The organism is Paenibacillus sp. HWE-109 (assembly GCF_022163125.1).
Taxonomy (GTDB): Bacteria; Bacillota; Bacilli; order Paenibacillales; family NBRC-103111; genus Paenibacillus_E.
Genome location: NZ_CP091881.1, coordinates 4,047,744 through 4,073,136, shown reverse-complemented (window position 1 = coordinate 4,073,136; position 25,393 = coordinate 4,047,744). Strand labels below are relative to the sequence as shown.

Annotated in this window: 33 protein-coding genes and 1 tRNA gene; all 34 read left to right on the top strand. The window is 45.5% G+C overall.

The window, feature by feature from the left end; all coding sequences use genetic code 11:
• The first annotated feature begins 18 nt into the window (after window positions 1–18).
• Window positions 19–714: a glutamic-type intramembrane protease PrsW gene (gene prsW, locus LOZ80_RS17460; RefSeq protein WP_238172544.1), complete on the top strand. Its 696-nt coding sequence runs from the start codon at window positions 19–21 to the stop codon at window positions 712–714.
• Window positions 715–782: 68 nt separating this feature from the next.
• Complete coding sequence (locus LOZ80_RS17455; RefSeq protein WP_189014250.1) at window positions 783–938, top strand: hypothetical protein; 156 nt, start codon at window positions 783–785, stop codon at window positions 936–938.
• A 108-nt stretch (window positions 939–1,046) separates the two neighbouring features.
• Window positions 1,047–2,420 carry a germination protein YpeB gene (gene ypeB / locus LOZ80_RS17450; protein WP_238172543.1) on the top strand — a complete coding sequence of 458 codons (1,374 nt, stop codon included), beginning with the start codon at window positions 1,047–1,049 and terminating at the stop codon, window positions 2,418–2,420.
• 71 nt (window positions 2,421–2,491) lie between these two features.
• Window positions 2,492–3,175 carry a flagellar brake protein gene (locus LOZ80_RS17445; RefSeq protein ID WP_283214772.1) on the top strand — a complete coding sequence of 228 codons (684 nt, stop codon included), beginning with the start codon at window positions 2,492–2,494 and terminating at the stop codon, window positions 3,173–3,175.
• A gap of 72 nt (window positions 3,176–3,247) precedes the next feature.
• Window positions 3,248–3,472 (top strand): hypothetical protein, encoded by a 225-nt coding sequence (locus LOZ80_RS17440; protein ID WP_238172542.1) that lies wholly within the window; start codon window positions 3,248–3,250, stop codon window positions 3,470–3,472.
• A gap of 139 nt (window positions 3,473–3,611) precedes the next feature.
• Entirely contained in the window at window positions 3,612–4,295 is a 684-nt protein-coding gene (cmk, locus tag LOZ80_RS17435; protein ID WP_238172541.1) for a (d)CMP kinase, read from the top strand.
• 1 nt (window position 4,296) lies between these two features.
• Window positions 4,297–4,881 (top strand): lysophospholipid acyltransferase family protein, encoded by a 585-nt coding sequence (locus tag LOZ80_RS17430; protein WP_238172540.1) that lies wholly within the window; start codon window positions 4,297–4,299, stop codon window positions 4,879–4,881.
• Between the two features lie 144 nt (window positions 4,882–5,025).
• Entirely contained in the window at window positions 5,026–6,345 is a 1,320-nt protein-coding gene (gene rpsA, locus LOZ80_RS17425; protein WP_189014260.1) for a 30S ribosomal protein S1, read from the top strand.
• 33 nt (window positions 6,346–6,378) lie between these two features.
• Entirely contained in the window at window positions 6,379–7,419 is a 1,041-nt protein-coding gene (fni, locus tag LOZ80_RS17420) for a type 2 isopentenyl-diphosphate Delta-isomerase (RefSeq protein ID WP_238172539.1), read from the top strand.
• Between the two features lie 143 nt (window positions 7,420–7,562).
• Complete coding sequence (locus LOZ80_RS17415) at window positions 7,563–8,192, top strand: YphA family membrane protein (protein WP_238172538.1); 630 nt, start codon at window positions 7,563–7,565, stop codon at window positions 8,190–8,192.
• Window positions 8,193–9,098, top strand: coding sequence for a YIEGIA family protein (locus LOZ80_RS17410; protein WP_238172537.1), 906 nt, complete (start codon window positions 8,193–8,195; stop codon window positions 9,096–9,098). It abuts the gene before it with no gap.
• Between the two features lie 6 nt (window positions 9,099–9,104).
• Window positions 9,105–9,284 carry a capping complex subunit for YIEGIA gene (locus LOZ80_RS17405; RefSeq protein ID WP_238172536.1) on the top strand — a complete coding sequence of 60 codons (180 nt, stop codon included), beginning with the start codon at window positions 9,105–9,107 and terminating at the stop codon, window positions 9,282–9,284.
• A gap of 131 nt (window positions 9,285–9,415) precedes the next feature.
• Window positions 9,416–10,741 carry a ribosome biogenesis GTPase Der gene (gene der / locus LOZ80_RS17400; RefSeq protein WP_238172535.1) on the top strand — a complete coding sequence of 442 codons (1,326 nt, stop codon included), beginning with the start codon at window positions 9,416–9,418 and terminating at the stop codon, window positions 10,739–10,741.
• Window positions 10,742–10,755: 14 nt separating this feature from the next.
• Window positions 10,756–11,364: a glycerol-3-phosphate 1-O-acyltransferase PlsY gene (gene plsY, locus LOZ80_RS17395; protein WP_238172534.1), complete on the top strand. Its 609-nt coding sequence runs from the start codon at window positions 10,756–10,758 to the stop codon at window positions 11,362–11,364.
• Window positions 11,365–11,380: 16 nt separating this feature from the next.
• Entirely contained in the window at window positions 11,381–12,424 is a 1,044-nt protein-coding gene (locus tag LOZ80_RS17390) for an NAD(P)H-dependent glycerol-3-phosphate dehydrogenase (RefSeq protein ID WP_238172533.1), read from the top strand.
• A 91-nt stretch (window positions 12,425–12,515) separates the two neighbouring features.
• Window positions 12,516–12,782: a stage VI sporulation protein F gene (locus tag LOZ80_RS17385; protein WP_189014384.1), complete on the top strand. Its 267-nt coding sequence runs from the start codon at window positions 12,516–12,518 to the stop codon at window positions 12,780–12,782.
• A gap of 103 nt (window positions 12,783–12,885) precedes the next feature.
• Entirely contained in the window at window positions 12,886–13,065 is a 180-nt protein-coding gene (locus LOZ80_RS17380; protein ID WP_238172532.1) for a DUF2768 family protein, read from the top strand.
• A gap of 20 nt (window positions 13,066–13,085) precedes the next feature.
• Window positions 13,086–13,379 (top strand): 2Fe-2S iron-sulfur cluster-binding protein, encoded by a 294-nt coding sequence (locus LOZ80_RS17375; RefSeq protein ID WP_238172531.1) that lies wholly within the window; start codon window positions 13,086–13,088, stop codon window positions 13,377–13,379.
• A 28-nt stretch (window positions 13,380–13,407) separates the two neighbouring features.
• Window positions 13,408–13,992 (top strand): nucleotidyltransferase family protein, encoded by a 585-nt coding sequence (locus tag LOZ80_RS17370; protein WP_238172530.1) that lies wholly within the window; start codon window positions 13,408–13,410, stop codon window positions 13,990–13,992.
• A gap of 32 nt (window positions 13,993–14,024) precedes the next feature.
• Window positions 14,025–14,372, top strand: coding sequence for a 2Fe-2S iron-sulfur cluster-binding protein (locus LOZ80_RS17365; RefSeq protein WP_189014277.1), 348 nt, complete (start codon window positions 14,025–14,027; stop codon window positions 14,370–14,372).
• Between the two features lie 27 nt (window positions 14,373–14,399).
• Window positions 14,400–15,143 carry a hypothetical protein gene (locus LOZ80_RS17360; protein WP_238173015.1) on the top strand — a complete coding sequence of 248 codons (744 nt, stop codon included), beginning with the start codon at window positions 14,400–14,402 and terminating at the stop codon, window positions 15,141–15,143.
• A gap of 413 nt (window positions 15,144–15,556) precedes the next feature.
• Window positions 15,557–17,035, top strand: a complete 1,479-nt coding sequence (gene spoIVA / locus LOZ80_RS17355) for a stage IV sporulation protein A (protein ID WP_189014278.1) — start codon at window positions 15,557–15,559, stop codon at window positions 17,033–17,035.
• Window positions 17,036–17,286: 251 nt separating this feature from the next.
• The gene (locus LOZ80_RS17350; RefSeq protein WP_029193008.1) at window positions 17,287–17,559 is read left to right on the top strand and encodes an HU family DNA-binding protein; all 273 of its coding nucleotides are present in this window, start codon (window positions 17,287–17,289) and stop codon (window positions 17,557–17,559) included.
• Between the two features lie 153 nt (window positions 17,560–17,712).
• Window positions 17,713–17,786, top strand: a tRNA-Pro gene (locus LOZ80_RS17345).
• A gap of 110 nt (window positions 17,787–17,896) precedes the next feature.
• Window positions 17,897–18,814 carry a phosphatase PAP2 family protein gene (locus LOZ80_RS17340; protein WP_238173014.1) on the top strand — a complete coding sequence of 306 codons (918 nt, stop codon included), beginning with the start codon at window positions 17,897–17,899 and terminating at the stop codon, window positions 18,812–18,814.
• Window positions 18,815–18,892: 78 nt separating this feature from the next.
• Complete coding sequence (mtrB, locus tag LOZ80_RS17335) at window positions 18,893–19,144, top strand: trp RNA-binding attenuation protein MtrB (RefSeq protein WP_238172529.1); 252 nt, start codon at window positions 18,893–18,895, stop codon at window positions 19,142–19,144.
• Window positions 19,145–19,259: 115 nt separating this feature from the next.
• The gene (locus LOZ80_RS17330) at window positions 19,260–19,793 is read left to right on the top strand and encodes a hypothetical protein (protein ID WP_238172528.1); all 534 of its coding nucleotides are present in this window, start codon (window positions 19,260–19,262) and stop codon (window positions 19,791–19,793) included.
• 97 nt (window positions 19,794–19,890) lie between these two features.
• Window positions 19,891–20,757 carry a heptaprenyl diphosphate synthase component 1 gene (locus tag LOZ80_RS17325; RefSeq protein WP_238172527.1) on the top strand — a complete coding sequence of 289 codons (867 nt, stop codon included), beginning with the start codon at window positions 19,891–19,893 and terminating at the stop codon, window positions 20,755–20,757.
• Window positions 20,758–20,776: 19 nt separating this feature from the next.
• Window positions 20,777–21,526 (top strand): demethylmenaquinone methyltransferase, encoded by a 750-nt coding sequence (locus tag LOZ80_RS17320; RefSeq protein ID WP_238173013.1) that lies wholly within the window; start codon window positions 20,777–20,779, stop codon window positions 21,524–21,526.
• Window positions 21,527–21,533: 7 nt separating this feature from the next.
• A complete protein-coding gene (locus LOZ80_RS17315; protein ID WP_238172526.1) occupies window positions 21,534–22,409 on the top strand; it encodes a UbiA-like polyprenyltransferase in 876 nt (291 codons plus the stop codon).
• Window positions 22,406–23,017: a UbiX family flavin prenyltransferase gene (locus LOZ80_RS17310; RefSeq protein ID WP_238172525.1), complete on the top strand. Its 612-nt coding sequence runs from the start codon at window positions 22,406–22,408 to the stop codon at window positions 23,015–23,017. Before LOZ80_RS17315 ends, LOZ80_RS17310 begins: the two co-directional genes overlap by 4 nt.
• Window positions 22,998–23,861 (top strand): menaquinone biosynthesis protein, encoded by an 864-nt coding sequence (locus LOZ80_RS17305; protein ID WP_238172524.1) that lies wholly within the window; start codon window positions 22,998–23,000, stop codon window positions 23,859–23,861. Before LOZ80_RS17310 ends, LOZ80_RS17305 begins: the two co-directional genes overlap by 20 nt.
• Window positions 23,858–24,835, top strand: a complete 978-nt coding sequence (locus tag LOZ80_RS17300) for a polyprenyl synthetase family protein (protein ID WP_238172523.1) — start codon at window positions 23,858–23,860, stop codon at window positions 24,833–24,835. Before LOZ80_RS17305 ends, LOZ80_RS17300 begins: the two co-directional genes overlap by 4 nt.
• An 80-nt stretch (window positions 24,836–24,915) precedes the next feature.
• Complete coding sequence (ndk, locus tag LOZ80_RS17295) at window positions 24,916–25,359, top strand: nucleoside-diphosphate kinase (RefSeq protein WP_189014288.1); 444 nt, start codon at window positions 24,916–24,918, stop codon at window positions 25,357–25,359.
• The last annotated feature ends 34 nt before the right edge of the window (window positions 25,360–25,393 follow it).

Sequence of the window (25,393 nt, the reverse complement as noted above, 5' to 3'; positions counted from 1 at the left end):
AAAAGGGGGAACTGTATCTTGCAAATTCTGCCGATCATACTGGCAGCTATAGCTCCAGGTCTCTCGTTACTCACTTATTTCTATTTAAAAGATAAATATGAAACAGAACCCATACATCTGGTCATTCGCATGTTCATTTTTGGTTTTCTCCTTGTGTACCCAACGATGGTGCTTCAAAATGCGTTCATGAAGGAAGTTGGAGAAGGTACATTCGTCTCCGCCTTTTTCCTCTCAGGCGGCATTGAAGAGTTCCTCAAATGGTTCGTCCTGTACCACATGATCTTTCGGCATGAAGCGTTCGATGAACCGTATGATGGTATCGTCTATGCGGTGGCAGTGAGCTTAGGTTACGCTACGCTCGAGAATATCATTTATGCTTTCCTTCATGCTACGTCATTCTCAGCTCTGATGATGCGAGCTTTACTGCCTGTATCCGGTCACGCTTTATTCGGGGTCATGATGGGTTATTATATGGGGAAAGCGAAATTCGTCCCGCACAAAGCCCAAAAATATTTATGGTTTTCGCTATTATTGCCAATTCTTTGGCACGGATTGTTCGATTATATTTTACTCATTTTCAAATCGAACTGGATTTGGATTATGATTCCAGTGATGGCTTTTCTCTGGATTCGGACGATTTGGCGGGTCGATCGCGCCAACGCGCACTCGCCTCTGCGTGTAGTTACGTCAGACGACAAGATTAAAGTGAGTTAAAATGGGTCATAATGGACGGTATAGATGGCGATTCCTGGAAGAAACCAGGGGCGACCGGGAGGGTATACATGTCCACAACCAGAGTGAAAGTGAAGATACGCTGTCGACAATGCGGCGAGAAATTTGTTCTTAAAGGCAAGAAAGATAAAGGGAAGATTGAAACGGGATTCCGGCAATGCATATGCAGCAATGAGCATGATTTTGAAATTGAATCCGAAGATTAGCGAGGGGCCATTCTTTATGAATCGGCCTCTTTTTGTTGTCATTCTTGTATAAACCTGACTTTCCACGTAAAAACTAAGCGCAAGTTTGGGAATGAAAGGAGTAATCGCGTGTATAAAAGATTAAGTATTGTCATGTTTCCATTCCTTTTGCTAGCCTTTATTGGCGCATCCGTATGGGGGTACTTAGAACACCAGGAGAAGAATACGATTTTGATTAAAGCAGAGAATCAATATCAGCGTGCTTTCCATGATCTTTCGTTCCATGTGGATAAGCTGCATACCGAATTGGGGAACACCCTGGCGGTGAATTCCGCTTCAGAGCCGTCGTATCGCAAAGGACTTGTGAATGTCTGGCGACTGACGAGTCAGGCTCAAAGCGACATTACACAGCTTCCGTTGACGTTATTGCCATTTAACAAAACAGAGGATTTCTTGGCGAATATGGCTAATTTCTCTTACCGAATGTCTGTTCGGGATATGACGAAGCAGCCTCTGAATGAAAATGAGTTGAAAACATTAACGGCGCTTTATGATCACTCCTCCGAGATTACAAAGGAAATCAGAGACGTTCAAACGAAGGTAATTTCCAATAATCTGCGTTGGATGGACGTGGAGATGGCATTAGCATCTGAAAAGGAAACCCATGATAACGCGATTATTGACGGGTTTTCTACGGTAGATAAAAAAGTGGGCGCCTATGAAGAATTAAATTGGGGACCCGGAAATTTATCGGTTTTATCCACGAACAATGTCAAAATGCTTTCTGGCAATGATATGACAGTGGAGGAAATCAAACCGAAAGCCGCACAATTCCTTGGACTAAGCGACACTTCTGCGATGAAAGTAGTGGAGAATGGCGGGAAATCTCCGGAATATCAAAGCTTCAGTGTTGTGGTTCCGGGTGGTCAGGGAAGCGAGAATGATATCCAATTGGATTACACCAAAAAAGGCGGACATCTCATTTACTTTATGAAGCCGCGAATGGTTCAATCGGCCAAATTTGATTTGAGGCAAGCGCGAGATATTGCCAATGAATTTTTGGATCAGCATGAATATAAAGACATGAGTGCCGTTAGTTACGATCAATATCAGAATATCGCCAATATTATCTTTGCCAAGCGGGAGAAGGATATCACAATTTATCCCCAGCAAATTAGTGTGAAAGTCGCGTTGGATACGCTTGAAGTGACAGGGATTCAGGCAACAGATTATATTTATGGCCAGAAGCCGCGTCAGTTAGGTCAACCGAAAATTGCCGCTGCTGAAGCGCGCAAACAACTGAGCCCTAATTTGAAAGTAACAAGCGAGTCATTGGCGGTTATAAAGAATGATCTGGATGAGGAAGTGCTTTGTCATGAGTTCATCGGCACGATGAACAATAATATTTACCGATTGTATATCAATGCCGATTCTGGCTCGGAAGAGAAGATTGAAACGATTCGTCCAGAACAAGCAGAAGCTGCTGCCAACGCAGCCAAATAAGTGCGAAGAGAAGCGGGTTCAGCACCTTGCTTCTTTTTTTGCTATTCAAAAGATCAGGTCGTGGTATAATTGTGTCATATTATGTCGCGGAGGTGCAGAAATTGCTTCCTAAGGTTAACCAGATTTTACATATGAACATGAACAGTATTGATGATGAAGAGTCCCGAATCGAATACAAAGCCAGAATTGCTGATGTAACGGATACTGCGCTTGTCATAGAGATTCCGTTGAATGAGAAAACAGGACGCCTCAAAAAGTTGTATCAGGGCGATGAATTAAGCACATTTTTCTTAGGCGAAGGCGGCGTGAAACATTATTTCACGACTTCTGTCATCGGCTACACGGAAGATGTCATTCGTTTGGTTGAGCTGCGTAAACCGGCTTTGGAATCAATTACGCAAATACAACGCAGAAATTTCCTGCGCGTGCTGGCTGAACTGGAAATTGCAGTGAAGCTATCCGATCAAATTCAATTTATCGGTGTCACCGAGGACGTAAGCGGGGGAGGCATTTCCTTTATTTGTGATGGACAAGTTCCCGTCGGTATGAACATGGCGATTTCCTGCTGGATTCTTGCTCCATTTAAGAATGGAAGCATTGAGCATATTCCTTTTAGCGGTGAAATCGTGCGGGTTAAGCAACTGGACTCAGGCAAACAGCTGGCCATGGTGAGGTTCGTTGATATCGCCGATCGAGAGCGCCAAAAGCTAATTCGCTTCTGTTTCGAACGACAAATGGATTTCCGCAAAAGATAACGCATGCATGAGATAACGGTTGCATGGGCATACTACCAGACAATATGCCAATGCAAGCAGGTGATGGGTCCTATGTCTTCCGGTCAGGAAAAGCAATCATACGAGCAGCTGTTTATTCTCTTCTCTGCCAAAATAGAGAAAGTGATTATTCGGACAACGCTCGTATTTTTCATTTTGCTGATTTGCGCGCAAGCTTTACTGCAAATTCCCTACGTACGCAAGCATTTTACAAGGGTGGAACCATTAGAAGGAAAGCCCTATATTTTACCTCAAAATGATCAGGGTGAACGCTCCTAAATACCTTGAAATGCCACTTCGTATGCGTCCAAGTTTTGCATATGCCATTTTAGTGTGGTATAATTTGATTTAATTAGCAGGCAGTGCCTGCTTTTTTGTTCGTAAGGTACTGTAAAGGATTGTTGGGAGGAACAGCAGCTTGGAAAAGTTCAATATTGCCATAGATGGTCCTGCTGGAGCCGGTAAAAGTACCATTGCACGGTTAGTAGCCGGAGCTTTGGGATTCGTTTACGTGGATACAGGAGCCATGTATCGAGCAGTAACGTGGAAAGTACAGCACGAAGGGCTGCGACCTGATCAAGAAAATGAAGTAGCTGCTTTGGCGAATCGCATGCAGATTGAGCTTATTCCTCGCGAAGAAGGACAGCAAGTGTTCGTAGACGGTGTCGATGTGACCAAAGAAATTCGCACGATTGCCATTACGGATCATGTTTCCCAAATCGCAAGCTATGGAGCTGTACGTCAGCTGCTTGTTATGCTTCAGAAGCAAATGGCTATTTCCAAAGGTGTTGTCATGGATGGTCGTGATATTGGTACACATGTGATGCCGGATGCAGAAATCAAAGTATTTCTGACAGCCAGCGTGGAGGAACGAGCTGAACGCCGTTTTAAAGAAATGCAAAACAGCGGAACATGCACGTTGACTCTGTCTGAATTGGAACAAGATATCGCCAGACGCGATCAGTTGGACCAAGACAGAGAGATATCCCCCCTCAGGCGCGCTCACGATGCTGTGCTAATGGATAGCACCTCGATGACCATTGAGGAAGTAGTCGACGAAATACTTGGACTTTGCAAAGACAAAGTCGGAGGTGGCAAATAAGATGCTGTATCGCATCGGCAGGGCCTTATTTCGTTTTATGTTTACAGTATTTTTCCGCTTGCGAGCTATCGGCATGGACAACGTGCCTTCAGATGGAGCCGTAGTGCTCTGTGGGAATCATACGAGTTTATTGGATCCTCCCTTGTTAGGGACTCCGCTTAAACGAATGGTGCATTTCATGGCCAAGGCAGAACTGTTTGATATCCCTGTGCTCGGCCCCATTATTTCCAGAGTCGGTGCTTTCCCCGTCAAACGCGGAGGCGTCAGCAGAGACTCCATTCGGCTAGCGGTTCAATTGCTGCGTGACGGCAACATGCTTGGCGTGTTTCCGGAAGGTTCAAGGAACAATGCCGGCGGGATGGGCAAGAAGGGCGCAGCCAGTCTTGCACTGAAATCTGGGGCAGCCGTCGTACCTGTTGCGATTATTGGCACGTATTCGATATTTCGCCGTATGACGATCGTCTATGGAAAGCCGCTTGATTTAAGCGCTTATGCAGGTGGCAGCTCGGAAGACTTGGAGCTGGCAACTGAAGCAATTATGAAGGAAATTCGCCGGTTACATACCGCTTATAGCAAAGGTAAATGAGGATGTATGGAATCGAAAGCTTGGAATTATACTATCTTTATGCGAATGGAAGTTATTGTTGTTTGAAACAGAGTAGAAGCTTGTATCCTGCTTTGTGACTTATAAATTATTTATTGTTGGTTGTAATTAGAGGAGGGTAATCCCATGTCAGATGAAGTAAAAGTTGAAGATCAAACCCAAGAAGTTCAAGAAACACAAGAAACAGCCGTATCGCAAGCAGAAGCAGAGCACGCACTTAACAATGTTGCTGTTCTTAAGAAAGGCGCTACCGTTAAAGGCAAAATCGTTAAGGTAGACGCAGATCAAGCCTTCGTGGATATCGGTTACAAATACGATGGTGTAATCCCGGTTAAAGAGCTTTCTTCCGTTAGCTTGGATGATGCGGGTCAAGCCGTTCAATTAGGCCAAGAAGTGGAACTGAAAATCGTTTCCATCAACGATGCCAAAGAAACGCTTGTCTTGTCCAAACGCGTTGTAGATAACGAAAAAGCTTGGGAAACTTTGCAAGGTCAACTAGACAGCAAAGAGATCATCGAAGCAACGGTTGCTGAAGTTGTAAAAGGCGGACTTGTTGTTGATATCGGCGTACGCGGATTCGTGCCAGCTTCCATGGTTGAACGTCAATTCGTTGAAGATTTCTCTTCCTACAAAGGCCGCACTTTGCGTCTGCGTGTGAAAGAAATTGATCGCGAGAAAAACAAAGTCATCCTGTCCCAAAAAGACGTATTGGATGAAGAATTCGAAGTCAACAAAAAGAAAATCATCGAAGGACTTCAAGTTGGTCAAGTTTTGGACGGTACAGTTCAACGTTTGACACAATTCGGCGCTTTCGTTGATATCGGTGGCATCGACGGCTTGGTTCATATCTCTGAGCTAGCTTGGCAGCATGTAGAACAAGCTTCTGATGTTGTAAAAGAAGGCGACAAAGTTAAGGTGCAAATTCTTAAATTGGATCCTTCCAATGATAAAATCAGCTTGAGCATCAAAGCGACACAAGATGGCCCTTGGTCCAATGTTGAGCGTGATTTCAAAGCGGGTGATATCGTTACAGGAACAGTTAAACGTCTTGCAGCATTTGGCGCATTCGTTGAAGTAGCTCCTGGTGTAGAAGGTCTCGTGCATATTTCCCAAATTGCGCACCGTCATATCGGCACGCCTCATGAAGTGTTGAAAGAAGGCCAAGAAGTGCAAGTGAAAATCTTGGAAATCAGCACAGCTGAGAAACGTGTTAGCCTGAGTATCAAAGAAACCGAAGATGCTCCGGAAGCTCCGGCTGGCGCAGCGGCTCCATCCGCTGGCAAACCAGACAGAGAAAGACAACCACGCGGCGATCGTGATCGTGGAAACAGTGCAAGCCACCAAAAAGAAATCGCTGGCAATGAGAACGTGTCCTTGAGCAACCAAGGTCTGTCCATGACACTTGGCGAGCGCTTTGGCGACAAACTGGCGAAATTCAAAAAATAAATAAAATCCATATTTCTTAGGGGGACCATCAGAATGCGCATTTCACGCAAAATGGAGCATGTCCATTACGCGCTGGAGCTTGGTCAATCACGGCAGCAGGGTCTGTCCGATATCAAGCTTGTGCATAACTGTCTGCCTGAGACTTCGACGGATCATATTGCATTAACTACCACAATCGGCGATCTCATTATGAGTTCGCCGATTTTAATTAATGCAATGACGGGTGGCGCTCAGGAAACAGAAAGTATTAATCGCGAGCTGGCGATTATGGCAAGAGAGAAGGGAATGGCGATGGCTGTCGGCTCTCAAATGTCAGCTATCAAAAACAGCGAAGTCGCATCGAGTTACCAAGTTGTCCGACGGGAGAACCCGAATGGTGTTGTATTTGCCAATTTGGGCAGCGAAGCGTCCGTCGAACAAGCACTCCGCGCTGTTGATATGATTGAAGCTAATGCGCTTCAAATTCATTTGAACGTGATGCAGGAACTCATCATGCCGGAAGGAGACCGCAGCTTTGTCGGCATGTTGAGCCGCATTGAATCGATCGTCCGGCATGTGCCTGTGCCGGTCATCGTGAAAGAAGTCGGCTTCGGCATCCTCAGAGACAACGCCGCACAGCTGCAGAACATCGGCGTCCGTGTGCTGGATGTTGGAGGTTCAGGCGGCACGAATTTCGCCGCTATTGAGAATGCCAGACGTCCAGCCGCGATGGAATGGCTGAACGATTGGGGCACGCCGACAAGCATTGCGCTCCTGGAGGCGCTGTCGGTGTATGACAGAGGCTCCGTTATCGCCTCTGGCGGGATTACGAACGCATTGGAGGCAGCCAAAGCGCTTGCCTTAGGCGCATCGGCCGTAGGGATGGCCGGCGCTTTCTTGAAGGTACTGCGCAGCGAAGGCGTGGACGCGCTGCACCATTTTGCAGACGAGCTTCATCAAGGACTTATACTAATTATGACAGCATTAGGCAAGAACACAATACAAGCACTGGGACATAACCCGCTAGTCATTATGGGTGAGACGGCAGAGTGGTGCCGTGCTAGAGGGATCGACATAACTTCATATGCTAGATAAAGCCAACCGGAGTAAATAATCGAAATTTTGCCATACTAAGGATTAGCCAGTGCTTCTTCTCCAGTGGAGTGGGGGCCTGATTGATCCGCAAGGCAGGTTAGTGACAAAAGTCATTGACCCGCGTTGCCTCTTAGGGTGGTTAGATGATGAACTCCGGTTATTTGTCGCTTATTCTCCTTTGCATCACGATGATTTTATTCGCCAGTGGATGGAAGGATGTGTACGTCAGAAGTATATCGCACAAAGGCATGCTTCTTTTTTTTGCCTCTTGGCTCGTATTATCCAGAGTAGCCATAACTATCGGGCACGTTCATGTGCAGCTTGTATACGCGGAACTCGTACTTATTTGCCTCGGTATCCTCTATGTGACACAAGGTTTCATCCATAAACTTCATTTGCTTTCCATCGGTCTTCTGCTGGGCTCCTTTCACTTTTTAATGCATCAGCTGCTGGAAATGGATCCGATCCTCATCGTACGCAATTCGCAATGGGATGTTGCTTTATTGCTCGCGTTGGTTGTCGTTATTTTGCAGCGTAAAGCCAGTGAGCAGATTGCTGCGTTGTCCATTGGCTACTTGCTAGGCGATGTGTATCAAGCCAGCATACACCCCGTCAATGGCCTGCATCACTTGGGGAACGCTGCGTTTCAAGATCAGTGGTGGCTGTCTGTTTTCGCTGCTCGCACCGTGACAATTATCTTGCAAGCGACCTATCAAGGCTGCCGGAACGTGCTTAAAAGCTGGATGGATCGAAAGGGAGGCTGGAGAAAGTAAATGGATTGGTTCTACTCTCATCGTTATACGATTGGTATTGTTGTCGGCGTTGTCTTTGGCGTTGTGACGCGTCTGAATATGCTCAGAACGGATTATCGGCAGTATCCCACCTACCCACATGGCAAAATCATTCATATTTCCCTAGGGGTTATCGCAGCCGGCTTGGGGGCTGTAGCAGTACCTGCACTGCTGGATAAGAATTATACAGCGGTGACTTTCCTATCGCTTGCCGCTCAGCAATTCCGCGATGTTCGTAATATGGAGAGGCAAAGTTTAACGAAAATTGACGAGTTAGAGTTGGTTCCTAGAGGCGCAGCGTATATTGAAGGTATTGCGATGGTGTTCGAAGGGAGAAATTATTTGGTCATTCTCTCGGCGTTTCTTGCCTCTTTATTTTGTATATTGTTCGCGTGGTATTGGGGGATTGCAGCAGGTATACTTTCAATATTTATTGCTAATTATTTCAAATCAGGTAACAAACTGGGTTCTATAGCTGATATTGAAGCGGTTCCCCTTCGTATGGACGGACCGGATTTATTCGTTGGTCATATTTACATCATGAACGTTGGCTTGCAGGACAGTCGGACCAAAATAGCTGAGCATGGACTTGGCTTTCTCGTCAAGCCCAAGAACCGCAACGCCCGGGTTACCTTGGCTAACCTTGGTCAAAGACAAGCCATTCTGCATGACATTTCCACCTTGTTTGGCGTGTACCGAGATGAGGGTGAGCCTTCGCTCAGACCTATGGCCAAGCTCGATATGAACTCGGGAACAATAGGCGTTCTCCTTCTGCCGCAAGAGAAAGATGTTGAGAAGACGACCATCGCTCTTCATCGGGTGCCAGTGCTCGAAAGTGCAGTTCGCATGCCCTCTGAAGCAGGGGTGAACAAACAGAAGGGAAGTTGATGCACAGTGACGCAGATTGTTGCGATCGTGACGTTGACCAAAGAGAAAGTAGGCGGAGGAGCTCCCATCTTCATTGTTGATCGAGAGGAAGATCTCCAGAAAACGTCTTTCTCATTAGAGAAAATACTGGATGCAAACGCGCATGATTTGAAAAACGGCACGATGATCTTGGTTAAGCATACTTGATTGTTAGGGTATGTGGACGCTCTCAGGAGCGAAATCTCAAATGAGATTAGCCAAGTCGTGTCTTTTTTGTTATGATGTAAGTTGCGTATTTTTCCATGGCTGATCATGGAATTCGAAGGAGTGAATGAGTAGTGGCTAGACCAGTTCTTGCAATTGTAGGCCGACCGAATGTCGGCAAGTCCACCATTTTCAATCGGATCGTAGGCGATCGCCTTGCGATTGTGGAAGATAAACCGGGTGTAACACGTGATCGATTATATGGTGTAGGGGAATGGCTGAATACGTCATTCAGCGTCATTGATACAGGTGGTATTGAGATTGACGGGGAAGATGCGATCCTCAAATCGGTGCGCATTCAAGCGGAGCTTGCTATTGAAGAAGCGGACGTCATTGTTTTCATGGTAGATGCCAAAGCGGGCGTAACCCCATCGGATGAAGAGGTTGCCCAGTTGTTGTTCCGCTCCAAAAAGCCAATCGTGCTTGCGGTTAACAAAGTAGACAACTTGGCGCGTCAAGATGATATCTATGAGTTCTATTCTCTGGGGTTTGGCGATCCAGTTGGGATTTCAGGTTCCCACGGCATCGGCATCGGAGATTTGCTTGAAGTTGTTTGTAACTTGTTTCCGGATAAAAAAGACGATGAGTATGGCGAAGAAGTCATTAAATTTGCTTTGATTGGTCGCCCGAATGTTGGGAAATCATCGATGACGAATGCGATTCTTGGCGAAGAACGCGTCATTGTTAGCGATGTCGCAGGTACTACGCGCGATGCGATTGATACACCGTTTGAACGAGATGATCAGAAGTTTGTCATTATCGACACGGCAGGTATGCGCAAACGCGGCAAAGTATACGAAAATACAGAGAAATATAGTGTCATGCGCGCTATGAAAGCGATTGAACGGGCAGATGTTGTGCTTGTGGTCATCGACGGGCAAGAAGGCATTATTGATCAGGACAAGCATATTGCCGGCTATGCCCATGAAGCAGGAAAAGCGATCGTCATTGTCGTAAATAAATGGGATGTCGTAGACAAAGATGATAAAACGATGCAGCACTTCACCCAAACGATTCGCGATCATTTCCTTTTCTTGAGCTATGCGCCAATCGTATTTGTTTCGGCGAAAACTACTCAACGCTTGCACAAGCTGCTGCCTGTTGTTATTCAAGTTGCAGAGAATCACGCGCTTCGTGTACAGACACATTTACTTAATGATGTCGTCTCTGATGCTGTTGCGTATAACCCGCCGCCAACGGATAAAGGTAAACGTCTGCGGATTAACTATGTCACGCAAGTGGCCGTTAAACCTCCTGTCTTTGTGCTCTTCGTGAATGAGCCTGAGCTCATGCACTTTTCATATGAGCGCTACTTGGATAATAAGATTCGGGCCGCCTTCGGATTTGAAGGCACACCGATTCGCATCCTAAGTCGCAGAAAGTCATCGGACAAAGAATAAGGAGATGTTGTAGCTTGCTTTTACTTTCCATAATAACAATTGTAGTGGGTTATTTATTAGGCTCCATAAGCTTTAGTTATTTATTCGGAAAATGGATTAAAGGCATTGATATTCGCAAGCATGGCAGCGGCAATGCGGGCGCGACGAACACGCTGCGCGTGCTCGGCAAGGGCCCGGCCATCCTTGTGCTAATCCTGGATGCGCTCAAAGGGGTAGCCGCCGTCTGCTTAGGTATGTGGGCAGCTTCTGGCCCTGATGATATCTGGGTGCGTGTCTTGTGCGGGTTGGCAGCGATTGTCGGTCACAACTGGCCGGTCTATTTCGGTTTTCGCGGCGGCAAGGGGATTGCGACTACGATTGGCGTGATGGCAACCCTATGCTTCCTGCCAACACTTATCGCTGGTTTGACGGCGATTGTCATTATTGCGATTACACGATTCGTCTCGCTGGGTTCTCTAATTTTAACAGCACTTTTACCTTTTCTTATTTGGGGAATGGATTTTCCTATGCCTGTTTTATGGATTAGTATTTTGCTATGCGCCTTCGCTTTTATGCGGCATCGCAGCAATATTGTCAAACTCATTCAAGGAAAAGAGAACAAGCTGGGTCAAAAGAGAGCTTAGCTGAGGAGGGATTACCTTGACCAACAAAGTATCGGTTCTGGTAGCAGGGAGTTGGGGGACTGCGCTTGCTTCGGTACTGGCGGATAATGGCAAGCAAGTGCTGTTATGGTCACGTAATGAGGAGCAAGTGAAAGAAATCAATGAAAAGCACAGCAATAGCCGATTTCTTCCGAATTTCGAATTATCGCCGTTAATCGTTGCTACGAATTCCCTGCAGGAAGCTGTGGAAGACGCCGATGCGATCATTTTAGTTGTGCCTTCCTCCGGTATGCGCGATGTGGCTTCTCAAATACGGCCTTATGTGAAAAAAGATGCCTTATTGATCCATGCGACAAAAGGTTTCGAAATGAGCACGCTCAAACGAATGACTGAGGTGCTCGCCGATGAGCTGCCTGAGATGGACCCCAAACGATTGGTCGTCTTGTCAGGTCCTAGTCACGCGGAAGAAGTTGTTCAGAAACGTCCGACAACAGTTGTCGTCGCGGCTGAAGATCTGGAAGCAGCAGAAGCTGCGCAGGATTTAATGATCAACGCTTATTTCCGTGTCTATACGAATCCGGATGTAGCGGGTGTTGAAGTTGCAGGAGCGCTCAAAAACATCATAGCGCTTGGCGCAGGGCTCACCGATGGACTGGGTTTCGGAGATAACGCGAAAGCAGCGCTTATGACACGAGGGTTGGCTGAAATTGCTAGATTAGGTACAACCATGGGTGCCAATCCGCTTACATTTGCAGGTTTAGCCGGAATCGGTGATTTGATCGCGACGTGTACAAGTCAGCATAGCCGTAATTGGCGCGCAGGCAATAAATTAGCCAAAGGCATGCCGCTTGAAGATGTGCTCAAGGAGATGGGCATGGTCGTTGAAGGTGTGAAAACAACGAAAGCCGCCTATGAGCTCTCCAGCCGCTATGATGTGACGATGCCGATTACGAATGAATTATACCTTGTGTTATTCGCAGGGAAATCACCACAACTCGCTGCCCAAGATTTGATGGGCCGCGTGCGGACGCACGAGATTGAGGAAGTTCCTGTAGAGCTGATTACAAAAGTATTGAAGTAGCCTACACCAGATTCTTGCCGCGCTCATACTATACCTTATAAGCTAAGCGATCAAGAGGTATAGGGAGGCGGAACATTTGGCGAATAAGGATATGTCCAAAGACATTCTAAACGTGGTCAAGAAGAAAACGGGGAAATCCGTGACGTCCAAAGATATTGAGAAACTGGCAAGCGGTGTGAAACCTTCTACACTGCAAAGTGAAACGCAGCTTCGTCAGTTAATTAAACAAGTTTCCGGTTTAGTTAATGTGAAAGTATCCGAAGAAACCATCAATGACATCGTGCAAGCAGTCAAAAGCAGCAAGCTGGATACGAATAACATGCAGCAATTAATGAATATGATGATGGGTAAAAAATAAAAGCATGAAGGGGAGCTTTGCTGCCCTTTATGCTTTTTTTCTCATCCTATGCTATACTTACTGGTGATAAATTTTAATGATTTATACATAAGGAGTTATGAATATGTCAAGTTTAGACAAAATGTGGGCTTCTTTTGTGGCGATCGGACTCATGGTTGTCGCATCCTTATTAATCTCCTACGCAAGAACGCGAACACAAGGTGTTCTTCGTGTAGTACTTTCGCTCATTGCCTTTTTCCTGTTCATCCCTATTTTACTCTACATGCTACTATCTTTGTTTTAACTTCCTGGAGGCGAACACCGATGTTGGAATTGAAAACGCGCAAAACACAAAAAACGATCGAGCCGGTCACAGGATTAACCCTTCTGGATCATGCGCTCAAAGAAGATGTGGATTGGGGATTTTCGTGTACACGGGGCACTTGCGCCAGATGCCGCTGCTATGTAGCTTCAGGCAGGGAACTGTTGTCGTTGCCATCTGATGAAGAAGAAGATCGTTTAGAACCCGAAGAGCTTGAGCAGGGTTATCGTTTAGCCTGTCAATGTGTGGTTAAGCAATCTGGGTCCATTTCTGTGACTCATAAACCCTATTTCTGAAAATTTCTGCCTGAAAGGTGTGGGCATCTTGGTTTTGCTAGAGCCGTTACTTCCATCGATTACGACCATTCAAACTGAGTTATTGCAAGCACCTGGGCTACGCTATCTTATCGGTGGAAGCTGCGGACTGCTCTTGCAGCAAGTAGATATCGGACGAAGTCCGAGAGACCTAGATATTTATGTCGACGTTGACGACGTGACACCAATATATTCAACTTTGCACAAATATGCCGTCGATAGTCCGGTGTATAGTGAAACTCCCATCTACGCCTCGATCCTGAGCCATTATCAAATCGATGGAACTGCCGTTGAAGTCGTGGGGGATTTCAAAGTACAAGCCATGGAATGCTCCTATCAGGTAGAAGTGGCTTATTTATGGGAAACTCACAGTCAATCAGCGTTGATTGACAATCAGAACATTAGAATCATGCCGCTGGCTCATGAGCTGCTGTTTAATTTGCTGCGAGATCGTCCTGATCGATATGAAGCTATTGTTCGAACAATGATGCTGAATCCCGAGCCGCATAGGCGAGTTTTGGCAGACATTATGCAAAGAAATCAATGGGGATCAGCGTTCCGGCAAAAGGTGGAGGCACTATTGCCGAAACGCTAATAGAAAGAAGACGCGATAAGTAGGTGAGTGCAATGGCACTATCGGAAGTTCTTTTTTTGCCGGATAACAAAAAGATTACGGTACGTCCCGGCACCACTTTACTGGATGCTGGGCGCAAAGCCAGGGTTAATATCCGCACGCGTTGCGGGGCCAAAGCTGCTTGCCTCATGTGCAAAGTGCAGGTCACGGATGCTAGTGGACTAGCGCCAATGAATGTGAATGAACGGTTGAAACTGGGCTCACAAGCGGACGAGGGCTATCGATTGGCTTGTCAAGCCCGAGTGATTGGTCAAGTGCAAGTCACAGTGCCTGAGGACCCTCTGAAGGCTGCTATAAGGGCTCAGCTTGCCAGACAAGCGGAAGATGACGATTTATTTTAGAAAAGATAGGATGATTTCTTCGTGAAAATGGTTCAAAACTTTTTGCAATACCGTACGATCGCTCTCGCACTGTGTCTAATTATGCTGCTCAGCGGTTGCGCTTATCCCAAGGAATTGCGCAAAGAGAATCTAACGAATCCTGCTGAGTTTATTACCGTTGTGCAGCAAGCCATCGATCAATTCCATGAGAAAACCGGTGTGCTCCCGATTAAAAATAGTGACATGACAACACCGCTTTATGAGAAATATGTCATTGATTTCGCCAAACTCCAAAAGTCAAATCTACTTAGCGCAGTGCCTGCAAACGCCTTTGAAAGCGGTGGTATTTTCATCTATGTGCTTGTGGACGTGGAGACCAAGCCAATTGTCAAGCTGATGGATTTATCAGCCTATCAAAGCGTAGAAGATGTACAGAAAAAGATAAACGACTATAAAGTGAAACATGATGGGAATTTGCCGCAGGGCATCGCTATTAATGAAGCTTTTGAGTATGTGGATTTTGATAAATTGGGCGCCAAAACTCCGGATATCAAATCGGTATACAATCGTAAAAATCTCATTTCCTACATTGTAAATAAGCAAACTGGTGACGTCAGTATTGATTACGGCATGGATATTATGCAAGTCATTCAGAGCGGCTCGCTCGCTGGTTCGTTGAAGGCAGATCAGGATCTGCGTGATCTTCTCGTCAGCAAAACGCTTTTTGTTCCCATTCGAAGCACGGCTTATTTGTGGCAAAAAGATCAACCGATGCCGCAAGCGGCACCATAAATCTTGGGGTGAGCGAAGCTCACCCTATATGTATTGGCTGAATGGTGATCGTTTGTCCGAATAGCGCACTACAGTTCCTTTATAGGATTTGTTGCTATGAATAAGGCTCATCTCCCAGGGCGGCAAAGTCGCTTTTTTTGCTTTTTTTAGAATAACTCCTCTATGTGTCTCATATATTTTTTCAATGTGGTGAGTCTTTGATTTAAGTTCTGTATGTGCTTCATAAAATATGAGCGGCAAAAAAAAGATCTACGGATCTATCATATTTCTATCGAAAGTACATATATTTCTTACTAGTCCAATTAGGCGAGACTTTGATCTTCGATCGATCAAAGATCCCTATATGATGTACGAGTAGTCAATTGTTACCGTCACATGAGTCAGTTGATGACCAAACTGTAGGAGGGATTCTCTTGGAGAAAGTGGATATCTTTAAGGACATTGCAGAACGAACGGGAGGGGACATTTACCTGGGGGTTGTCGGAGCAGTCCGGACAGGAAAATCAACCTTTATCAAACGTTTTGTGGAATCTGTAGTGCTGCCTAACATTCAAAGTGAAGCGGATAGGATCCGGGCTACCGATGAACTCCCGCAGAGCGCTGCTGGCCGCACGATTATGACAACGGAGCCGAAATTCGTACCGAATACGGCGGTTCAAATTTCCGTGGCCGAAGGGCTGAACGTGAATGTTCGCCTAGTTGATTGTGTAGGTTACGCAGTCGATGGCGCCAAAGGCTATGAAGACGAGAACGGCCCAAGGATGATCAATACACCTTGGTTCGATGAACCGATTCCTTTCCAGGAAGCGGCCGAAATCGGTACAAGGAAGGTCATTCAAGAGCATTCTACTCTCGGTGTTGTTGTAACGACCGATGGAACGATATCTGACATTCCTAGGTCTTCTTATGTGCTAGCAGAAGAGAGAGTCATTAATGAATTGAAAGAAGTAGGCAAGCCTTTCATCGTCATTATTAACTCTCAGAAACCAAACAGCGAACCAGCTCTGGAACTGCGCAGCGAGCTGCAAAGCCGCTATGATGTGCCTGTTGTCACGATGAGTGTAGCCAGTGCCGGAGAAGAGGAAATGGTCTCGGTTCTTCGTGAAGTGCTCTACGAGTTCCCTGTCCACGAAGTCAATGTAAATCTGCCGAGCTGGGTCATGGTGTTGGATGAGAATCATTGGTTGCGCACGCAATTTGAAAATTCCGTACGCGATACCGTTCAAGATATCAGACGTCTGCGTGATGTGGATCGTGTCGTCAGTCAATTCGCCGAATATGAGTTTATCGATAAGGCTGCATTAGCTGGACTCAGCATGGGGCAAGGGGTGGCGGAGATTGATTTGTTCGCGCCTGATGAGCTGTATGACCGTATTCTGGTCGAAGTGGTCGGCGTCGAAATCCGAGGCAAGGATCATCTGCTGCAGCTGATGCAGGATTTCACGCATGCGAAGCGCGAGTATGATCAATTCGCCGAAGCCTTGGAGATGGTCAAGACGACGGGGTATGGGATAGCGCCTCCAACGCTGGCTGAGATGGCCTTGGATGAACCGGAATTGATTCGCCAAGGTTCCAGATTCGGTGTGCGTCTAAGAGCGACGGCACCTTCAATTCACATGATTCGTGTGGATGTAGAGTCGGAATTCTCGCCGATTATTGGAACGGAGAAGCAAAGTGAGGAGCTTGTCCGCTACTTGATGCAGGATTTCGAGGATAACCCGCTGAAAATTTGGGAATCCGACATTTTTGGGAGAAATCTTCATTCGATTGTGCGAGAAGGTATTCAAGGAAAGCTTGCGCAAATGCCGGATAACGCTAGATATAAGCTGCAAGAAACACTTGGACGAATTATTAATGAAGGCTCAGGCGGCTTAATTGCTATCATTTTATGAGGAATTGAATGTGGACAAAAACACTCCATTGAGTGTTTTTTGTCGTTTTCTAGCAGAAATACCCACATAAATTGGAAACCGATACTTGAAATTGCTGTCGGAGTATATTACTATGAATTTATTCGTCTGCTTTCGAAGTTCATTTTAACTAAGAAAATCAACGATTTTTCATTGGATAATGTATATTTTCTGAGGAAACGGTGAAAACAGGAAGTAACGGAAGTGAGAAATCTTGGGGGGAGGTGAATGGCATGAATAAATCTGAATTGATTAACAAGGTTGCTGAAACCTCTGAGCTTTCCAAGAAAGATGCAACGAAAGCAGTTGACGCTGTGTTTGATGCAATTTCCGAAGCGCTGCAAGGCGGGGATAAAGTACAACTAGTTGGATTCGGTAACTTTGAAGTTCGTGAACGTTCTGCTCGTAAAGGACGTAATCCACAGACTGGTGATGAAATCGAAATTCCAGCAAGCAAAATTCCAGCTTTCAAACCTGGTAAAGCACTTAAAGATGGCATTCAATAATTTGCGTTTTACATACTATTGAACGTTATATAACAAGAAAGCCGTGGCCGCTATATGCTGTCGCGGCTTTCTTTCTAGACCTTAGAAAATGGCTTTACAATTCGAATTTCTCCTACTATAATTACAAAAGTGAATGAGTTTGCTAGCTACAAACGGGGTATGGCGCAGCCTGGTAGCGCGCACCCTTGGGGTGGGTGAGGTCGCACGTTCGAATCGTGTTACTCCGATTATGACAAAGACATCGACGGTCCGATGTCTTTTTCTCGTGATGAGACTTGTTCCAATAAAAAGAGAGAACGCTGCTGAGATGATTTTAGGGGGAACAGTCTTGAGTAAGGTGAAATTGAACGAGATCGTGAAATCGCAAGATTGGACGATGTTCGGCATTATTGCTTCTATTTATTTGGTTTGGCGGATCGGTGTTGTTGGAAACTGGAGCAAGGAATGCTGGATTCTACTGCTTGTATGTCTGCTTGGTGTCCGCAAAGATCAGATCGATGTGGATTGGAGACGTTTTTTTATCTTTGGTATTCCACTTCTTGGTGTTTTTTATTACTTCTATGGAACGGGCAATGGCTTTTGGTGGAAAATCGCCAATTGGATGTTTGAGAATAATCGTCATCCTTGGCACTGGGATGCGTATATGAATGCTATCCCGCTGAATACGGGAGGGTGGGCAAGATGGATTGCAACACCTTTTCTGGATCGGGCGATGGTATGGATTTATAATTACGGTTTTGTTTTATCGCTGTGGATCTGTATCGTGCGAAGCTTCTGGACACGCAGTATTAAGAAAATGCTCTCTTATGCGTTATCTGGGCATATGCTGCAGTTCCCGTTAATTCTGCCCTTTTACAATTTGATTTTGCTGCACGAGGTTTGGTATGTGAATAAACAACCGGATCTTCTGCATCGTGTATTTGCCGACGAGAATTCCTTGCTTGTTGCTGTGATGAACTGTTTCCCTAGTATGCACACATCCATTTCCTTTGCCATGCTGCTGCTGGCATTAAGGGAGAAGGATCGTATCTTCAAAACGATGATGGTCACGTACTGCGCATCCATTATTTTCTCAACATTGTATTTGCAGATTCATTGGTTGATTGACGTGTTTGCTGGTATGCTGTTCGCTTATGGGACAGTAAAGCTGTCTGATCTATTGATTCGTGTAGGTTCCAATCGGATTCTGCCTGCCAAATTCAAGCGTTTTTATCAAAAGAGTTCGAAAACTCCTGTTAATGAGCTTTCTGCGTAATGTCAGTTGACTTCTTACACCTTTATTTGGCATCATTAGATAAGTGTTTGTAGATTAGGCGAGAACGGAGGATGGACAGTGGAACAACCCAACAATAAAACAAATTCCGCGAATTCGAATGGCAACGAGTATTTCGTTATTAAAGCCAAGGATAACGGCGTGCATGTCATCGGACTAACCCGCGGTCAAGATACTCGCTTTCATCATACGGAGAAATTGGACAAGGGTGAAGTGATGATCGCTCAGTTTACCGAGCACACCTCAGCCGTCAAAGTGCGGGGAAAAGCATTGATCATGACGAAATACGGAACGATCGATACGGAAGAATAATTTATAAAGCAGGCATAGCCTGCTTTTTTTCTTTGTACAATGGTGTATAGAGCTTGCAACATACAAACGCTACGAAATAAGACTTGCTCTTGGAATCGCGTAGGAGGTGTTTTGCATGAAATGGACGATGCGCATTGTGTTGACTTTAGGGATATCCGTTGCTATGGTGATCTGTTTGTCTTTGCTTCCCCAAATGGATCGCTCCACAGGCCTTCACGCGCCTTCAAATTGGTCAAGCAATCGGGCAGGACAGTTGACGAATGAGAATATGGTTGATCTTCTCGTTCAAGTGCCGCTACAATTGAGGATACGTAAAGTGGAGCTCAGCAATTCACGCATGTCACTTGACTTGAGTTTGCCTAAGAATGCAGACTCTGTCTCAGTCTATCGGGATTTATATACGCTTGCTCAAACGATGCTGTCCAAGACCAAAAATGTGGATCAGGTATGGGTGCGTGTCATAGACTATTCAGGTTCCAAAGAATCGGCTTCAACGCAGCTTGTGCTCGCGATGGTTGCTGAACGCGAAAACGGGAAAGATATGGAGAAGAATGCGAATGACCTTAGCTTGATCCAATTGGAACAGCAATTGCAGAATCGATTCCGACTCACCTATACGTCGAGATGGCAGCAAAAATATCCGTTATAATTAAAGTGCTTCTATTTACGTGTTATGATATAATGACTTGAATTGAAACATCGAAGAATGTTGAAGAGATTTGGCACACGGTTACGGAGGCTTTTGCATGAATTCTTATCGGATCCCAGAGATCGCCAAGCAGTACACAGAGTACGATATGATCCAAATTCACACAGACTTGCCCGATTTTCCGGAGCTCCGCACACGTCTGTTGTTTGCCTTTTTGAATGGAAATAGTAAATTAAGCAAGTTAAGCGAGTTGTACACGTTGGCAACGTCTCTGGTACAGCTTGGTCTGGACACGCATGATATGGTGACGGCATCCAATGACATCAAAGAGAAGAAGGCAGCAAGATCCAGGCAGCTAAAGGTTCTGGCAGGCGATTACTTTAGTTCCAGATTCTATCATCTGTTGGCTCAAGCAGGGCAAATCGAGATGATCAAGCAGTTATCAGATGCCATCTGTGAAGTGAATCGTTTAAAGATGAATGTGTATATCAAAATGAAACAATTGAAATTGTCGGCAGAAGATTACGTCCACCAGTCCGTGGAAATTAAATCTCAGCTTTTTTTGTCTTTCTCTGACCTTATGTCTGGGGCGTATGATCAAGCGTGGCCGGATATATTCCGCAGCTATGCCAAGTGTGAAATGATCTTTGAAGAAATTTTCCGAGTTGATTCTGTGGATAACTTTCGGTGGAGTTGGGGGTTCTGGCATATTTTGCAGACAGGTTCCAAAGAAGAACGCAAGCAGCTGCAAGCGGAAGATTCCGATCAAGCGAAAGTTCGCACACTCTTGCATAAGTACAATATCAAATCGCAGCTATACAACATGCTTGATGCCCATACCAAGCAATTGCAGACCATGGTGCAGCAGCTGGACTCGGACAAACTAATAAGTGAACTGTTTCACATAGGGGAGCCGTTTCTCCGATTTTTAGCGAAACCATCCAAAGTGTTGGAAGAAATTTGAGGTGAACAAACAGATGAGTATGACAAAAGCTACCAATGAAACGAAGAAGTCAAAATCCAAAGAGGAATTCGTCCATTCCGTCTTTGAAAGCATTGCTCCCAAATATGATTTGATGAATAGCATTCTAAGTTTTCGCCGGCACAAAGCGTGGCGCAAATTCACGATGAAGAAGATGAATGTACAGCCGGGACAAACCGCGATTGATTTGTGCTGTGGAACGTGTGACTGGACGATAAGCTTGGCGCAAGCAAGCGGCAGCGGCAAAATGGTTGGCTTGGATTTTAGCCAGAACATGCTTGATTATGGCGCTGAGAAAATTAAGCAGCTTCACTTGGAACAGCAAATCCAACTGATTCGCGGCAATGCGATGAGTCTTCCCTATGACGACAATACGTTTGATTATGCGACGATCGGATTCGCGCTTCGCAATGTGCCCGATCTGGAGCAGGTCATTCGTGAAATGCAGCGTGTCGTTAAGCCAGGAGGGCTAGTTGTGTCGTTGGAGTTGTCCAAGCCGACGTGGCAGCCTTTCAAGTCCATTTATTATTTTTATTTTCAACGTGTGCTGCCTTTCTTGGGTAGATTAATTGTCAAAAAGTACGAGCAATACAAATGGCTGCCGGATTCTTTGGTGCAATTTCCGGATCACAAGCAATTGGCGGCCATCTTTAAGAAGCAAGGTTTAGAAAGTGTTCAAGCTTATCCGTTAACAGGTGGAGTTGCAGCATTACATGTAGGCACCAAGGGGAAAACGAAATCAGGAGTGTAATCAGCATATGCTTACTAAATTAAAAATCTTTTTGGAAATGATTAAATTCGAACACAGTGTTTTTGCTTTGCCATTCGCATTCATGGGAGCTATTCTCGGCTCCGTTGTATTAAATGGACATCTGCCCAGCTGGGCTCAAATTGGTTGGATCACGTTGGCAATGGTGGGGGCAAGAACGGCCGCGATGGCCTTGAATCGTGTGATTGACAAAGCAATTGACAAGAAGAATCCACGGACAGAAAATCGGGCAATTCCAGCAGGACTTATTTCGATTCAGCAGGTTATTATTTATATCATCATCTCATTTGCCTTGCTTTTCTGGGCAACATCCAATTTAAGTGCTTTATCCATGAAGCTGCTGCCAATTGCAGTGTTTTTTCTTGTCTTTTATTCGTATACCAAACGCTTTACGTGGACATGCCACTTCTTCTTAGGTCTTACCTTGGGACTGGCGCCACTCGGCGGATGGATTGCTGTTACGGGTCATTTCACTTGGTCCTCATTTATTTTCTATTTGACAGTTGTTTGTTGGAGTTCAGGATTTGACTTGATTTATGCCTGCCAAGATGCTGAATTTGATAAGAAGGAAGGCTTGCACTCCTTGCCAAGTCGCTTTGGCATCAGAGCAGCATTAAACACGGCGCGGATTTTACATGTTCTAACTGCAGTTGGCTTAGTCGCCTTGTTCTTTATTACTCATTTGAGTTGGTTCTATTTGATTGGTCTCGTTATTGCTTACGTGATTCTGTACAAGGAACACCGGCTTGTTTCTCCACAAGATTTGTCCAAGCTGAATACAGCCTTTTTCACAATGAACGGAGTGTTAAGTCTGGTTATGTTCGCTTTCACTTTGATTGATGTGCTTGTGAGACAGCATTCATGAGTGGGAATTGGGTCATCGGGATTACGGGCGCGAGCGGGGCTGTTTACGGTGTAAGGTTGATCCAAGTTCTCTTGGATCTGGGCATGCAGGTGCATGTGATCATTACAGAGGCTGGCTGGCGAGTACTGCACGATGAACTAGATTGGCAAGTTACCAAACGCAAAGAAATGCTGCAGCAGCATTTTGGCAATCGACTAGGGGCATATGAGTTTCATCCGATTGCCAACATCGGGGCAAGTGTTGCGAGTGGTTCCTTTCGGACCAAAGGGATGGTAGTCATCCCTTGCTCCATGGGCACGCTGTCTGGCATAGCGCATGGTTCATCCGATAATTTACTCGAACGCGCGGCCGATGTTATGTTGAAAGAAGGAAGAAAATTAATTCTGGTTCCAAGGGAAACGCCCTTGCATGCCATTCATTTGGAAAACATGCTGACCTTGTCCAAAATGGGCGTACGCATGCTGCCGGCTATGCCCGCTTTCTATAATCGTCCGCGCTCCTTGGAGGAGATGGTCGATTTTTTGGTGGGTAAAGTGTTGGACAGCATGGAAATCGAGCATTCCTTGTATCGGAGATGGGGAGAAGACCATGAGCAACCTAGACCCTAAAATACGCATAGGCCGGATTAATTACACGAATGTCTGGCCCATTTATTATTATTTTCCCGAATTGATGAACAGTACAGAAGTCGACATTATCGAACAGGTGCCAACTTCGTTGAATAAAGCTATGGCGGCAGGAAACATCGATATGGGGCCCATATCCTCTTTTGCTTATGGGGAATCTTTTGAGCAGTATCTTCTGTATCCAGATTTATCGGTTAGCGCATATGGAGAGGTGAACTCGATTCTGCTTTTCCATGAGAAGCCGCTGCGGGAAATTGCGAATGGCCGAATTGTACTGCCAACAACTTCAGCGACCTCTGTGAATCTGCTTAAGATTATTCTGGAAAAGTTTTACAAAGGGAAGCCAACTTACGAATATGCACAGCCCAACATTACTCAAATGATGGAACAGGCAGACGCAGCTTTACTTATCGGTGATGATGCGATTAAAGAGAATTGGCGCAACACAGCGTATATGATTACCGATCTTGGGCAAGAATGGGCCAAATGGACTGGACAATGGATATCCTTCGCGGTGTGGGCGATCCGTAAGCAAACCGCGGAGCAATATCCGGAATTGGTAACCGAAGCTTTCAATGCTTTCATGGCGAGCAAGGCCAAGGCTCATCTTAATCCGGATGAAATGATTCAAAAAGCGCAAAGTACGGTCGGCGGCACGGCCGAATATTGGCATCATTATTTTCATACATTATGTTACGATTTCGGGACGGAACAATGGGAAGGACTTGCTACCTATTACAAGTACTGTTATGAGCTTGGTTTCCTGCCGAAGCCAGTAAGCATCTCTTTATGGTCAGAGAATAAAGTGGCACGGGTGACTGAATGAAAAATTTAATGGACATTTATACGAGAAAGAGAAAAGATATAGCAGCAATTGAAAAAGAGCTCGAAGAAAGCGTCTATACGGAGTATTCGATGTTAAGAGAAACGTCCGTGCATTTATTGAAAGCAGGCGGCAAACGGATCCGCCCTGTTTTCGTCTTGTTAGCTGGAGAGTTCGGGAACTATCAACTGCAAACGATGAAGCGGGTTGCCGTGCCATTGGAACTGATTCACATGGCTTCTCTCGTTCATGACGATGTGATTGATGATGCGAACACTAGACGCGGACAGCTGACAGTCCGCTCCAAATGGGATAACCGGATTGCTATGTTTACGGGGGACTATATTTTCGCCAAAGCACTTGGCGTCATTACACAAATTCCTAAGCCTGCTGTTCATCAGATTATGTCCAAAGCCATTGTCGAGATGTCGATTGGAGAAATGGAACAAATTCGCTTCTTTTTTCATTCTGAACAAACCATCAGAGACTATTTATTGCGGATTAGACGTAAAACGGCTTTGTTAATTGCTATATCTTGCCAATTAGGGGCCGTGGCAGCTGACGCGCCTGAATGGATCTGCAACAAGCTGTATTCCTTCGGTTACAATGCCGGCATGGCTTTTCAGATTCGCGATGATATTCTAGATTTGATTGGAACCGAGAAACAAATCGGCAAGCCTCCAGGCAGTGACGTAAAACAAGGGAATATAACACTCCCCGTATTGATCGCTATGCAGGATCCAGCACTCAAGCCTTTTATTTTATCCGAATTAGAACGCATACATAAGTTGGATGGGCAAACGGATGTCACTCGTTTCTTGGATGCCATCCGCAACAGCAAAGGGATTGAGCAAGCGGATGCGCTTTCGCAGAAGTACATTGATAAAGCGATTGCCGCACTGGATTTGCTGCCGAATACGCAAGCCAAGAAAGATTTGATTGAAATCGCCCATTTCTTTGGCAACCGTTCTTATTAGTCAAACCGTTGACGATTTGAGTAATGCAGCCAAAAAGTGTAAAGTAGTGGTAAATACATAGTTAAGGAGGAAGTCCTTATATGGAAAAAACGTTTTTGATGGTTAAACCAGATGGTGTACAGCGCGGTCTTATCGGTGAAATCGTAAAACGCTTCGAACAGAAGGGTTTTCAACTCGTAGGTAGCAAATTGACGGTTGTTACAAGGGAGCAAGCAGAGTTCCATTACGCCGAACATAAAGGGAAAGATTTCTACGAAAGACTGGTGAACTTCATCACATCCGGACCGGTTTTTGCAATGGTGTGGGAGGGCGATCAAGTGATTCCACTATCGCGCACAGTGATTGGCAAAACCAATTCATTGGAGGCTGCTCCCGGAACAATTCGCGGTGACTATGCCGTACATACGAATTTCAATCTGATTCATGGGTCGGATTCCCCGGAAAGCGCTGAACGTGAAATCGGCAACTTTTTTCAGCCGGACGAGCTACTTACATACAGCAAAGTGATTCAACAATGGATTTAATAGGAGTTAAGAACTAAGAATCTGGCATCTTTTT